Below are 11,955 nucleotides of genomic sequence, written 5' to 3'. Positions count from 1 at the left end.
GCTGGGCGCCCGAAGTCGTGCCACCGGACGGCCGCGCCACCATGAGTCGATCATCAGAGGTGGCCCGTGAGCACGCTCCGTATGCCGCGCGCGGTGTGTCGGCTGCGTCCCATGCCTCCCATGACCGGTAGATCATTGCGGGTGCCACGGACAAGATGCTTGTGGGAGCCGCTGCCGGGATACTGACCAAGCTGCCCGCGTGGCCGGGCCGGCTACGCCAACGGGAGACAAGCAGCCGACGGGAGACAAGCCAGATGCCTCGTAACCCGAGGGACTTCTTCGCCCCGCTCGCGGTGGGAGCGCCGGCGCCCCTGCGAGAGCTCCCACGGGCCCCCTCCCGTGTGATCCATTTCTTCGACCCGAGCAACGCGAAGATGGCCTCGAAGGTCCCGGACATCCTGCCCCGCATCGACGTGGTCCTGGGCAACCTCGAGGACGGCGTCCGGGCCGACAGCAAGATCGAAGCCCGTGAGGGGCTGGTGAAGCTCGCCGCGGCGACGGAGTTCGGCGAGACCCAGCTGTGGACGCGGGTGAACAGCCTCGACTCGCCGTGGGGCCTCGACGACCTGCTGACCCTCGTCCCGGCGATCGGCCACAAGCTGGACGTCATCATGGTGCCCAAGGTCGAGGGCCCGGAGGACATCCACTATGTCGACCGGCTGCTCGCCCAGCTCGAGGCGAAGGCGGGGCTGGCCCGCCCGCTGCTCGTCCACGCGATCCTGGAGACCGCGCGCGGCGTCGCCAACGTCGAGGAGATCGGCGCGGCGAGCCCCCGCATGCAGGGCCTGTCGCTCGGGCCCGCGGACCTCGCCGCCGACCGGCGGATGAAGACGACCCGGGTCGGCGGCGGCCACCCCGGATATCTCGTCCGGGCCGACCCGTCCCCGGCCGACCCGGACGCGCCGCGCCCGAGCTACCAGCAGGACCTGTGGCACTACACCCTCGCCCGGATGGTGGACGCCTGCGTGGCGAACGGCATCCTGCCGTACTACGGGCCGTTCGGTGACATCAAGGACGTCGTGGCCTGCGAGGACCAGTTCCGCAACGCCTTCCTGCTCGGCTGCGTCGGCGCGTGGAGCCTGCATCCGGTGCAGATCGACATCGCGAAGCGGGTCTTCAGCCCGGAGCCGGCCGAGGTCGCCTGGGCCCGGCAGGTCATCGAGACGATGGGGGACGGGACCGGAGCGGTGATGGTCGACGGGAAGATGCAGGACGATGCCTCGGTCAAGCAGTGCAGGGTGGTCCTGGACCTGGCCCGGACCCTTGCCGCGCGCGACCCACGGCTGGCCGAGGCATACGGCTTCGCCGGCACCGCCGCGGCCGACGCCACCGGGCAGGTGGCGGCCCGATGAGCGGCGTGAACGGCGACCTGACGGCTGGCTCGGCAGACTCGGCGGCCTACCGTCCGCGCCGGTCGGTCCTGTACATGCCGGCCGCGAACGAGCGGGCGCTGGAGAAGGCCAGGGGAATCCCCGCGGACGCGCTCATCCTCGACCTTGAGGACGCTGTCGCCCCGGACGCCAAGGACGCCGCCCGGGAGCGGGCCGGCGCGAAGGTCGCGGACGGGGCCTATGGCGGGCGCGAGGTGACCATCCGGGTCAACGCGCTGGACACCCGCTGGCACGCCGACGACCTGCGCGCGGCGGCCCAGGCCGGCCCGGACGCGGTGGTCGTGCCGAAGGTCGGCTCCGCGCGGGACGTGCACGCGGTCGAGAAGGGCCTGGAGGCCGCCGGCGCGCCGGATCACACCCGGATCTGGGCGATGGTCGAGACCCCGGTCGCGATGCTGCGCATCGAGGAGATCGCGCGCTCCTCGCAGCGCCTCGCCGTCTTCGTCATGGGCACGAACGACCTGGCCAACGAGCTGCACGCCGAGCACGTGCCGGGCCGGGCGCCGCTGCTGACCGGGCTCGGGCTGTGCCTGCTCGCCGCCCGGGCCGCCGGTATCGCCATCCTGGACGGGGTGTTCAACAACATCCGTGACCTCGACGGCTTCGAGGCGGAGTGCGTCCAGGGCCGGCAGCTGGGCTTCGACGGCAAGACACTGATCCATCCCGGCCAGGTCGAGCCCTGCAACCGGGTGTTCGCGCCCACCGAGGCCCAGGTCGAGGAGTCCAGGACCATCCTCGCGGCCTGGGAGGAGGCGTTGGCCTCCGGCCGCGGCGTCGCCACGGTGAACGGCCGGATGATCGAGAACCTGCACGTCCGCAACGCGCAGCGCGTCCTCGCCGTCAGCGACGCGGTCACCGCCCTCGAACGCGGAACCGCCCCTCCAGCACCGCGGTAGCGGACACGTCCATGAATTGACGGTACCGCGTATTGGGTAACCGGAAGGGGCGGCGGCGTGGGCTCGGTGGGCGTGAATCGGGGGAACCTGGTTGATAGCACTCCGGCCCGCGGGTTTAAGATACGGCCGTGGCGCACATCGTTCAGGGCTTCCAGTATCGGCCGGTCCGCAACACCGCTGGCGACACGATCCATCCGGTCGGCCTCGTGCTGCACGTCGCACAGGGCAACGGCTCCCAGTTCGGCTGGTTCAACGATCCGCAATCGCAGGCATCGTCGAACTTATGGGTGGGCAAGGCCGGGCAGCGTGAGCAGTACGTGCCCTCGGACGTCCGGGCGTGGGCGCAGGCGGCGGGAAACAGCACATACGATTCGATCGAGACCGAGGGTTTCGACACCGAGGCGCTGACCCCGGAGCAGATCGAGAGCGTGGCCGTGGCTTACGCCGACGGTGTGCGTGCTTTTGGCTGGGCGCTGGCCGTGACGGACACGCCCGGCCAGTCCGGATTGATTACTCATAGCGCAGGAAGGGCGGCCTGGGGCAATCATCCGGGTTGCCCGGGTGGTATCCGCACCGGCCAGCGTCATCAGATCATTGCGAGGGCCGCACAGATCGCGGGAGGCCCGACGTCGCCTGTGCAGCCCAAAGTGGTGGCTCTGCAGCATGCGGTGCACGTGGTCGCGGACGGGACCTGGGGCCCGGTCACCGACGCGGCGCTCGCCGAGGTCCGGGCCAACCGGCATACCAGGGCCCAGCAGGCCGCGGTCGGTGCGGCCGTCGACGGCGCCTGGGGCCCCCTGTCGCAGGCGGCATATGTCGCGACGGTACGGACGATCCAGTCCATCCTCGGAGTGGGGGTGGACGGGGTCTGGGGGCCGGTCACCGACCAGGCTTTCGTTGCCGTCCGCAACGATCATTTCACCGGCTGATCCCATTCGGCTACGAGAGCGTCCCAGGTACGGTAACGAGCCACCGGATAAGCGGTGGACACGACCCCGTCGGGGTCGACAACGGCCACCGGATATCCAAGCTGTGCCCGGTACCCGCGTTCGCTGACGACAATGCGGCCGCCGAGGCGGGCCGCGCCGACGACGATCGGCCGCGACGTCCACCTCGGGGTGGCCGCCGCGGCAAGTTCGTGTGCCGACAGCCATGCGTACAACCCGCAGACACAGTCCTCGCCCGGCATCCGCGGATGCGGTGTCAAGGGCGACTGAGACATCTGGCCGCCGAGGTCGTCCCGCGCACCGCGCAGGCAGAACGCCTTGGTGAGGCCGTCGGGGCGCCACAACAACAGGCCGGCCGGGAACGGTGACCACGGCGTCCATGCCGGGCGTAACCGGCCAGCGCCGTCCACCGCCCACTGGCGCCAGCCGATGACGCTCACCTGCCTGCCGGCACGGGTTCGGTTTCGACCGGTTCAGCCGGTTCGGCCGGTTCGGGCAGGGCCAGCGGCTCCTGCTCCGGCCAGGAGATCGGTTCGTCCTCGACGATCCGCAGCGGCTCACCTACATTTGACATACATCAACGTTCCCTCGCCCCGCCGCGCCGGTCAATATCCCTGCCGTCATCCCGGCCGTCCGCGCCGGTCTCAACGCAGGCGCAGGATCTGTAGGCCGTGGTCGGCCAGGAGGGCTGGCAGGTGACGGATGGTCGCGATGGCCCTGGCGCGCTGGTCGTCCGGGAGATCCGGCCAGTCGACGAGCAGGTTGTGCTGTCTGCGGCCGTCGTCGCGGCCCGGGGCGAACGTCCAGCCCTGGCCGCGCCGTTGCGCGCACCGGCGGCTCCAGCACAGCCGGTTGCCTGAGGACCCGCACCACGCCCGCCGCCGGGTTCAGCCGCCGGGGCCCGGCGTCCAGCCGTGCGGGCGTCCAGGCGCTCGCCGACCGTACGCGAAGGACGACAAATAGATGACAAGCTGGACTTGGACGAAGTATCGCCGAATATATCTACAGTCCGGTAGCCTTCAGGCGCCACACTTGTCGCACGGTATGACGACGTAACAGCGCGGGCCTCGTTCAACGGTTTGTGAGCCGCCTGTAGCCGTTGGGATCCCGTCGGCTCCGCGACACAACAAAAACGGGGGAGCAATGGATAAGCCGGACATGCTTGCGCAATCAGCCGACGCGGCTCGCGCGCTGTCAGCCGGTCGCGGTGGGAAAGCACGCGTCCGCCTGACCGGGCTGGATGCGGACGTTTTTCGCCATCCGCTCGACCGGCAGGCCGCCCAGAGCCTCAAGCGCGTGCCGGGGTTCGACAAGGCGGTCGCGAAGTTCATCGAGTGGGGCTGGGAGCGTAAGGAGTACATCGAGCTCACCGCGTCGGGGGTGCGGGTCGGGCCCCGCCAGCTGCCCCGCGTCCACGGCCTGCTCCGCGAGACCTGCGCGGTCCTCGACATTCCGGAACCCGAACTCTACGTCCGCAAGGGGCCTACGAACGCCTACACGTCGGGGCACAACAATCCCTACATCGTGCTGTTCACCGAACTGGTCGACACCATGTCCGAGGACGAGCTCCTCGCCGTCATCGCCCACGAGGCCGGGCACATCAAGTGCGGGCACGTCCTCCACAAGACGATGGCGCGGGTTTTCACCGGCGCGGCGACTGCGGGGCTGCGACGCACGAACCCGATGACGGCCATCGTCGGGGTAGGTGTCCGCGCGGCGCTCAAGAGCTACGACCGGGCTTCCGAGTTCACCGCCGACCGCGCCGCGATGCTGACCACCCAGGACCTGCACGCCTGTGTCGGGATGATGATGAAGATCGCCGGTGGTGTCCAGACCGACCAGATGGACACCACCGCCTTCCTCGAGCAGGCGCGTCACCTCGATGACCTTGCCAGCGCGAGCAACATTTCCCGTTTCCACCGTTTCCAGCTCCGTATTGGCGGTGATCACCCGCTCCTGGTTGAGCGCGCCCGCCGCTTCGATGAGTGGATCATGAGTGGCCAGCCCGGTGTTGTCCTCGCGCGGTACGGCACCACGGCCGTCCCTACTCAGCCGACGGACGGCGTGAACAGCCTAGACCGCTACCAGCGGTAGTTTGTTGGACCGCCAGCATCATCCGTGATGGTCCCGTATCTGTCAGGACCGTGCCCCGGTGGGGCCCGACACCTTGGTCCGGCCGGCGGCATTTCGTCTGGAGCGGATCGGCTTCTCAGAACAGATCGACGTAGTCGGTGAGGATGTCGCCGAAGACGCCGGCGTCGCCGTTACGGTTCCAGAAGGCGGTGGCGGCCTGTACCGCCGTCGCGCCGGCGCACAGGAAGTCGGCGATGTCGCGGCCGCGGGACACCCCGCCCGCGCCGATCAGCTCGACCGTCTCCGGCAGCAGCCGCCGCAGCTGGCGTACCTGGCCGAGCGCCACGGGCCGCAGCGCGGCACCCGCGAGCCCGGCCAGTTCGACGTCGATCACCGGCCGGTTCGCCTCGTCCAGGACGAAGGCGTTCGGGAAGGTGTTGACCGCGCAGACGAACCGCGGGCCTTGCGGTGTGCCGGACAGCCTCGCCACCAGGCCGGCCAGTGCGGCCAGCCCGGCCGGGTCCGAGAACGGGGAGATCTTTATGCCGAAGGGCGGTGGTTGTCGATCCGCACTGTCGCCGGCGGCGGTGGAGGTGGCCGCGGCCGTGGTGAGCGCCTGGCTCACCTGGGCGCAGATCGCCTCGGTCCGGTCGTTGTCGAAACACGCGATGCGTTTCTGCCGGCCGTCGTCCCAGACGTTCGGGCAGGCCAGGTTGAGCTCGATGATGTCGACGCCGGCGAGCGCCACGTCATGGGCGACGACGGCGTACTCGGCCTCGCTGAATCCGGCGATGCTCACGACGAGTGGTTTACCGGCGGCATGCGCCATCGAGATCATGGCGGGCAGGTGCTCACGGTAGTACGCAAGCCCCGGATTGGGCAGGCCGAGCGCGTTGAGCGAGAAGAAATCCCCGGGGTAGTAGACGTTGCCGCCGTTCCCGGTGCGCGGCCGCAGGGTGATGGAGCCGACGACGACGGCGGACACGGCGCTGCGGGCGAGCACGCTCACCTCGTCCAGGCTCTTGCACGTGCCCGCGGCGTTCATCAGCGGATGCTCAAGTTCGACTCCGCACAGCGCTGCCACGGCCACCCTTCCCGAGATCCGTGTTTCCGGTGTGGTTCGCCTTCTCCAGGAGACAGTATCGAATTCCTGTTCCTGGCCGCGGCGCGTGGGTCAGGGGCGTTATGGCCGGATGTATCCACCGTGTCGTGTGCCGGGCGTTTCCGCCGGGCCGGCGCTGCGTGCGGGGCGTCTCCGGGGCGTCTCCGGGCCGGATCGCCCGTCAACCGTTCCGCACGTTCTGTCCTCGTCCTGTTTCTGTTCGTGGCCGGTATTCGGCACCGGCCCACGTTTGGCCTCCCTGACGGCTGCCGAAGAAGACAGGGTCGGCCGCATCGCGCTGCGGCGGCCCGGCACCGGCCAGCGTCATCGGTGCTCATCGGCGTCACCGGTGCTCATCGGCATCCACCGGCGCCACCGGTCGTGGCGTCCGGCGGCGGAGGCCGACACCAGGAAAGTGCTACCGGGAAAATATACGACCGACGCAGGAAGAAGGCTGACGATGGCGACTGGTGGAACAGGATTCAGTGACGTCGTCCACGACCTGATCTCGGTGCAGTATCACGCCCTCAAGGGGAGCCGTGAATACGAACAGTTCATCCGTGATGCGGATGCGGAGGGACAGCCGGAGATAGCCAGCTTCTTCCGGGCCGTCCTGGAACAGGATGCCGAGCGCGCGGTCGCGTGCCATCGTTATCTGTCCCGGCTGTCCGGCCACGCGCCGGCCGGCTCGATCGTCCGCTGAGGGGCTCCACTGAGGGGCTGAGAGATCGCCTGAGGGGCTGAGAGATCGTCGGGAGCGTGCGGGGCCGTTCCGCGCGGTAGGCCGCGTTCGTCCGGAGCCCCGGGCCAGCGGCCGGAGCCGACCCGCGGGCGCCGACCTGGCGGGAGCTCCGGCCCGGCGCCCGAGACCCATGCGGGCGCCGAGGCCCGAGGCCCGAGAGTCGAAGGGAGGCATCGGCGGGATCCTTAGAAGCGCTGGGATCAGCGCTGGGATCAGAAGCGCACGGTCTCGACGTCCGCGCCGCCGTGCAGGGCCCGCCACAGATCACCGAACGAGTCGTACTGTTCCCGCTTGGGGCGGGCGGCAAGTCTCTCGACGAGCTGTTCCGGAGCGTTACGGACACGCAGCGTGTAGGCGAGCTGGGCGGCTCGGGCGGGGAAGTCGTGGCGGTCGAACCACCGGGCGAGCTCGGAGCGGGCCTCGACCGCCGCGGCGGTGTCCGTGCTGGTGGCGGCCTTGTTCTCCGGCCGTTCCGGGATCACCGCCACCTGGGGCTGATCCTCGCCGGGAGGTTCCGCGGAGCGCCATTCCTCGGTGCGCGTGTCCCGTCGCGCCCGCACGATCCCGTACACCTCATGGGCGAGGTTGTCGTCCTTGGCGGGGCCGTGCTTGGTGCTGCCGCGCTGCATCGACATCTTCGTGCTCCTGTTGTTGATCGTGTTTCTCGGGCGCTTCCCGCGTTACGGCCGCCCCGGTCCGTGCCGGGAGGCGGGCCACTGCTCCGGCGGGAGGATGCCGGGGCCGGGCGGTGGGAGGTCAGGACCGGGACCGGGACCGGGCAGATCGGGCCCAGGGTCCGGACCGGGCAGATCGGGCCCAGGGTCCGGCGGGGCGGGCCCTGGGCCGGGCTGCGGGACGTCCGGGCCGGGCGTCGGTGTCGGGCCGGGCGTCGGTGTCGGGCCGGGAGACGGTGTCGGGCCGGGAGACGGTGGCAGGTCGGTGGCCGCGGGCCCGGGCCGGGCGCTGGGCTGGCCGGATGCCGGCCGGGAAGAGGCCGGCCGTGCGGAGGACGGGCCGCCGCGCGCGACAACTAAGATCATGATACGCCCTCCGTGGAACGAAACGGTCGATGATCGGGATACGGCGGGGCGGCCGCGGCTGGTCGCCATGCCGGCCGACTCCTGCCACCTTCCACGGACATGGCATCTCGAACCGTCCATGGCATCCCGAACCGTCCAGGTACCTGGAGAGGGGCCCGGGGCGCCGGGAACCGGGCCGGTCGCGGGCCGCCCGGGCCCCGGTCGTTCCCGGAGCGGCCCAGCGGATCCCCGCCGCGGGGATCACGGTCGCCCGGTCTCCGGTTCCGTCCGAAAGAGCGGCTGTGCGGGTGTGCCGGGCACGCTGGACGGGGAAGTGGAGAAGACGACGAGGAAGTGGAGAAGACAGGGAAGCGGAGAGGAAGCGGAGGAACGGCATGCCCCACGCGGGCCCGCGAACCGGGATCACGGGCCTGTGGCCTGGGAAGGCGTGCGGTCCGGGAGGTGAGCCTCGATGGCGAACGTACTCAGCGTGACCAGTGTGCCGCCGGTGACGGTACGGCGGTACAGGACGATCGGGGAAGCGGCCCATGAGATGGACATCCACGGCGTGGGTGCTCTTCTCGTCATGGACGATCGTGACCACTTGGTCGGTATTGTCACCGATCGTGACATTGTGTTGCGGGGGGTTGCTCGTGGCGTCCCGATGGAGGCATCCATTGACCGTCTGATGACGACGGAGGTCTTCACCCTGCCCGCTGACGTGGAGATCGACCGCGCGTACGAGGTATTTCGCGATCACGCGCTGCGGCGGCTGCCCGTCCTCGACGGCGGCCGGGTCGTGGGGGTCCTCTCCATCGACGATCTCCTCATCCGTGACGCGCGGCGGATCGAGGACGTGGTACGCCCCCTCGCCCGGGAGGTCATCGCCCGGCACCGCAGGACGCCGGTGGGCGCGGGCGGGGCCGTCCGTGCCGGTGACGGCGCCGCCCATGCCGACAACGGCGGCACCTACGCCGGGACCGGCGCCGGGAGGGGCGGCACCTACGCCGACAGCGGGGTGATCGCGTCCCGCCGGCTGGTGCGGGCCCACCCCGGTGACACCCTGGTCATCCACGGGCGGACGCTGGGCCGGCCGGAACGGTCCGGCGAGATCCTGGAGGTGCGTTCCCCCTCGGGCGACCCGCCATTCCTGGTCAGCTGGTCCGACTCCGACCATGTCAGTTTCACCTATCCGGGCCCGGACGCGGAGGTGCGTCCGCGTGCCGAGGCGGCGACGGCGGCCACCGGCGAGCGGGCCGGCAACGGGCAACGGTAGCTGACTGGTAGCGGACAGTGGCCAGTAGTGGACGATGGCAGCCGGTAGGCGGCTGGGAGCCAGTGGCGACCGGTAGGTGGCCGGCTGCCGCTACCGGATGCCATCCGTGACGTCCCGGTACGGTCGCTCTGAGACGGAGGTGGCGGGTGGACCCTCTGTTCGCCGACCGGCCGGCGGCGGGCCGCGCCCTGGCCGGGCAGCTGGCCGCGTACGCCGGCCGTGACGATGTCGTCGTCCTGGCGCTGCCACGAGGCGGTGCGCCGGTCGCCTTCGAGGTGGCGCAACGGCTGGGTGCGGGGCTGGACGTCTTTCCGGTGCGCAAGCTCGGGGCGCCCGGGCACGCCGAGCTTGCGATGGGCGCGCTGGCCGGCGGCGGGACGCTCGTCCGCAACGATCAGGTGATCCACAGCCTGGGCATCGGGGAGAAGGCGGTCACCGATGCCGTGGCCGCCGAGCGCCGTGAGCTTGCCCGCCGGGAGGATGCCTACCGTATCGGCCGGGACGCGCTCGACGTCACCGGCCGCGTGGTCCTGCTGATCGACGATGGGATGGCCACCGGTGCCACGATGTACGCCGCCGTCGAGGCCGTCCGCCGACGTGGGCCGGCGCAGGTGGTGGCGGCTGTTCCCGTGGCCTCGGAGCGGGCGTGCCGGCAGCTGAGGCTCGTCGCCGACGGTGTGCTCTGCCTGCGCACTCCGTCGACATTCTTCTCCGTCGGTCAGTACTATGCGGATTTCTCCCAGACGACCGATGACGAGGTCCGTGAGCTTCTGCGCCGTTCCGTGACCGCGAGATGACAGCCGGGTGGTCTCCCATGGGCCACCAGCCAGTGATCGTCATTCGCGGGGCGCGGGTGTCTCATGCTGCCGCGGCCGGGGTGCTGGCCGGCTCGGATGCCGCTGGGGCCGGCGCGGTCGCGGGAGCGCTGCCGACCGGTGCGGGTGCCGGGGCGGACGGCGGACCGGACGTGGGTGCTGGCGCTGGATCAAGCGTGGGCGTGGGTGGGGCGGTCTGTGCTGGCGGATTGTTCAGACGTTGTGCAATGCTTGTGATCCTGCTGCGTGCTTCGTCGCTGACCTCGACGGATGAGGCGTCAGCAAGCCGGCCGAGGAAGGGCGTGAGCATTCCGGGGCCGGTGACGGTGCGGGGGATCAGCGCGTCCAGCGCGGCGGTGGTAGGCGCGTCGACCTGGCCCAGCTGGCTGTAGCGCGCCAGCCGGTCGCGCAGGGACGCCGGGCTGGTGTGCCAGCCGGCGAAGTCCGCGGCGTTCAGGCCGGTGACGTCGAAGGCGGTGGCGGGTTGCGCCGCGCAGCCGGTGTTCGCGGGCTCGGGGGCGAGACGGGCGGTGAGCGCGCCGGCCGCGCCCGCCTCGCCGATGTCGTGCCCGCTGAAACGGGCGAGCCGCCACCGTGCCGGCGTGCCGCCACGGGCGTCCGCGATCACTGTGCTGCGGGCGCTGGTGATCAGGTGTCCGTGGCTGTCGAACAGCGTCGCGTTGATCGGGATGCTGACCGGTGCCCCGCCGGCCGGGGCACCGGCCGTGCTCAGGACGCCGGTGATGTCGAGGGCGTCATAGCCGGTGACGGCCGGGTCGAGGTCGGCGGGCGCCGCGGCCAGCGAGCCCGCCACAATGGTGATCGTTGGGCAGCTCGCGGACGGTGCCGGGGCGGGCGTCGCGTCCGCTTCGGGCCGTGGGGTGACCGTGATCGCGGCGGGCGTGCCCGCCGGCGCGGGCACCGCGGGCGGTATGGATGCCGTGAGTGCCGCGGGCGGTATGGGTGCCGCGGGTGCCGCGGCTGCTGGGGGCGGTGCCGGGGCCGCGGGTGTGCTGCCGCCGGGACGCGCCTGGGACGGCGCCGGGGCGGGCAGGGGAACTGCCCCGCCGCTGGCGTAACCGGTCATCCAGGCGAGCACGGCACGGGCGTAGTCACCGGACGGGTTGTAGGCGAGGATCGCTGCCCGTAACTGCGCGGGGTCGCTCAGATCGCGGTTGTAGGCGCAGAGGTAGCCGGCGGCGGCGAGGGCGGCGTCGTCGATGTTGTTCGGGTCGCGCTGGCCGTCGCCGTTGCCGTCGCTGCCGGATCTCGTCCAGGAGGACGGGATGAACTGCATCGGCCCGATGGCCCGGTCGAAGACCGTGTCACCGTCCCATCTGCCGTTGTCGGTGTCGGTGACACGCGCGCGTCCGCCCGCGCCGTCCAGGGGGAGCCCGATGATCGACGGGGTGACGGTACCGGCGGGGCTGATGGCGCGGCCGGCGCCGTGCCCCGATTCCACCCTGCCGATTCCGGCCAGCAGGGGCCAGGTCAGGTGGCAGCTGGGCCGTCCGGCCGCCATTCGTTCGGTCGCTCTGCGGTAGGCGGCCAGTACTCGTTCCGGTATGCCTTTGTCACCAGCGGTGAGTGTGACGGCCCCGCCCGCCCCGGCGGCCACGGCCGTGGCCAGGCTCTGCGTGCCCGGCGCGGTGCCACCGCCCGCCCCGCCGGAGCCGCCGGAGCCGCCGCCCGGG

13 protein-coding genes are annotated in these 11,955 nt (G+C 71.1%); 8 read left to right on the top strand and 5 right to left on the bottom strand.

Annotated elements, in window-relative coordinates:
• Positions 1–155: 155 nt before the first annotated feature.
• From AC5LUJ_RS10945 to AC5LUJ_RS10935, 3 genes are all read left to right on the top strand, one after another.
• Complete coding sequence (locus tag AC5LUJ_RS10945) at positions 156–1,352, top strand: HpcH/HpaI aldolase/citrate lyase family protein (RefSeq protein WP_250289783.1); 1,197 nt, start codon at positions 156–158, stop codon at positions 1,350–1,352.
• Positions 1,349–2,287 (top strand): HpcH/HpaI aldolase/citrate lyase family protein, encoded by a 939-nt coding sequence (locus AC5LUJ_RS10940; RefSeq protein WP_250289784.1) that lies wholly within the window; start codon positions 1,349–1,351, stop codon positions 2,285–2,287. Before AC5LUJ_RS10945 ends, AC5LUJ_RS10940 begins: the two co-directional genes overlap by 4 nt.
• Positions 2,288–2,415: 128 nt before the next feature.
• On the top strand, positions 2,416–3,216 hold the full coding sequence (locus AC5LUJ_RS10935) for an N-acetylmuramoyl-L-alanine amidase (RefSeq protein ID WP_493464880.1): 801 nt from the start codon (positions 2,416–2,418) through the stop codon (positions 3,214–3,216).
• Here the strand turns inward: AC5LUJ_RS10935 and AC5LUJ_RS10930 are convergent.
• Both AC5LUJ_RS10930 and AC5LUJ_RS10925 read right to left on the bottom strand, forming a co-directional pair.
• The gene (locus tag AC5LUJ_RS10930) at positions 3,201–3,674 is read right to left on the bottom strand and encodes a hypothetical protein (protein WP_493464879.1); all 474 of its coding nucleotides are present in this window, start codon (positions 3,672–3,674) and stop codon (positions 3,201–3,203) included. The genes AC5LUJ_RS10935 and AC5LUJ_RS10930 overlap by 16 nt on opposite strands.
• Positions 3,671–3,808: a hypothetical protein gene (locus AC5LUJ_RS10925; protein ID WP_250280937.1), complete on the bottom strand. Its 138-nt coding sequence runs from the start codon at positions 3,806–3,808 to the stop codon at positions 3,671–3,673. The genes AC5LUJ_RS10930 and AC5LUJ_RS10925 overlap by 4 nt, the downstream gene beginning before the upstream one ends.
• 97 nt (positions 3,809–3,905) lie before the next feature.
• Between AC5LUJ_RS10925 and AC5LUJ_RS10920 the strand changes: the two genes are divergently transcribed.
• Positions 3,906–4,094 (top strand): hypothetical protein, encoded by a 189-nt coding sequence (locus AC5LUJ_RS10920; RefSeq protein WP_250280938.1) that lies wholly within the window; start codon positions 3,906–3,908, stop codon positions 4,092–4,094.
• A gap of 298 nt (positions 4,095–4,392) precedes the next feature.
• On the top strand, positions 4,393–5,328 hold the full coding sequence (locus AC5LUJ_RS10915; protein WP_250280939.1) for a M48 family metallopeptidase: 936 nt from the start codon (positions 4,393–4,395) through the stop codon (positions 5,326–5,328).
• Between the two features lie 115 nt (positions 5,329–5,443).
• On the opposite strand, the gene AC5LUJ_RS10910 is transcribed toward AC5LUJ_RS10915, so the two are convergent.
• On the bottom strand, positions 5,444–6,397 hold the full coding sequence (locus AC5LUJ_RS10910) for a beta/alpha barrel domain-containing protein (protein WP_493464878.1): 954 nt from the start codon (positions 6,395–6,397) through the stop codon (positions 5,444–5,446).
• Between the two features lie 472 nt (positions 6,398–6,869).
• Here AC5LUJ_RS10910 and AC5LUJ_RS10905 point away from each other — a divergent pair, with 472 nt between their 5' ends.
• Positions 6,870–7,112 (top strand): acyl carrier protein, encoded by a 243-nt coding sequence (locus tag AC5LUJ_RS10905; protein ID WP_250280942.1) that lies wholly within the window; start codon positions 6,870–6,872, stop codon positions 7,110–7,112.
• A gap of 251 nt (positions 7,113–7,363) precedes the next feature.
• Here AC5LUJ_RS10905 and AC5LUJ_RS10900 read toward each other — a convergent pair whose 3' ends face one another.
• The gene (locus AC5LUJ_RS10900) at positions 7,364–7,786 is read right to left on the bottom strand and encodes a DUF2795 domain-containing protein (RefSeq protein WP_250280944.1); all 423 of its coding nucleotides are present in this window, start codon (positions 7,784–7,786) and stop codon (positions 7,364–7,366) included.
• A gap of 856 nt (positions 7,787–8,642) precedes the next feature.
• Between AC5LUJ_RS10900 and AC5LUJ_RS10895 the strand changes: the two genes are divergently transcribed.
• Entirely contained in the window at positions 8,643–9,446 is an 804-nt protein-coding gene (locus AC5LUJ_RS10895) for a DUF1918 domain-containing protein (protein WP_493464877.1), read from the top strand.
• 146 nt (positions 9,447–9,592) lie between these two features.
• On the top strand, positions 9,593–10,243 hold the full coding sequence (locus AC5LUJ_RS10890; protein ID WP_493464876.1) for a phosphoribosyltransferase: 651 nt from the start codon (positions 9,593–9,595) through the stop codon (positions 10,241–10,243).
• A gap of 61 nt (positions 10,244–10,304) precedes the next feature.
• Here the strand turns inward: AC5LUJ_RS10890 and AC5LUJ_RS10885 are convergent.
• Positions 10,305–11,955, bottom strand: a 1,651-nt coding sequence (locus tag AC5LUJ_RS10885) for a lytic transglycosylase domain-containing protein (RefSeq protein WP_493464875.1), incomplete at its 5' end; no start/stop codon positions are given.

This window comes from Protofrankia sp. CiP1_Cm_nod3, from assembly GCF_982290655.1.
This window is presented reverse-complemented; position numbering and strand designations above follow the sequence as displayed.

Bases quoted from the DNA above. Each gene is read 5' to 3' on its own strand.
- AC5LUJ_RS10945 (WP_250289783.1), top strand. From the start codon at position 156: ATGCTTGTGGGAGCCGCTGCCGGGATACTGACCAAGCTGCCCGCGTGG.
- AC5LUJ_RS10940 (WP_250289784.1), top strand. From the start codon at position 1,349: ATGAGCGGCGTGAACGGCGACCTGACGGCTGGCTCGGCAGACTCGGCG.
- AC5LUJ_RS10925 (WP_250280937.1), bottom strand. From the start codon at position 3,808: ATGTCAAATGTAGGTGAGCCGCTGCGGATCGTCGAGGACGAACCGATC.
- AC5LUJ_RS10915 (WP_250280939.1), top strand. From the start codon at position 4,393: ATGCTTGCGCAATCAGCCGACGCGGCTCGCGCGCTGTCAGCCGGTCGC.
- AC5LUJ_RS10905 (WP_250280942.1), top strand. From the start codon at position 6,870: ATGGCGACTGGTGGAACAGGATTCAGTGACGTCGTCCACGACCTGATC.
- AC5LUJ_RS10900 (WP_250280944.1), bottom strand. From the start codon at position 7,786: ATGTCGATGCAGCGCGGCAGCACCAAGCACGGCCCCGCCAAGGACGAC.
- AC5LUJ_RS10895 (WP_493464877.1), top strand. From the start codon at position 8,643: ATGGCGAACGTACTCAGCGTGACCAGTGTGCCGCCGGTGACGGTACGG.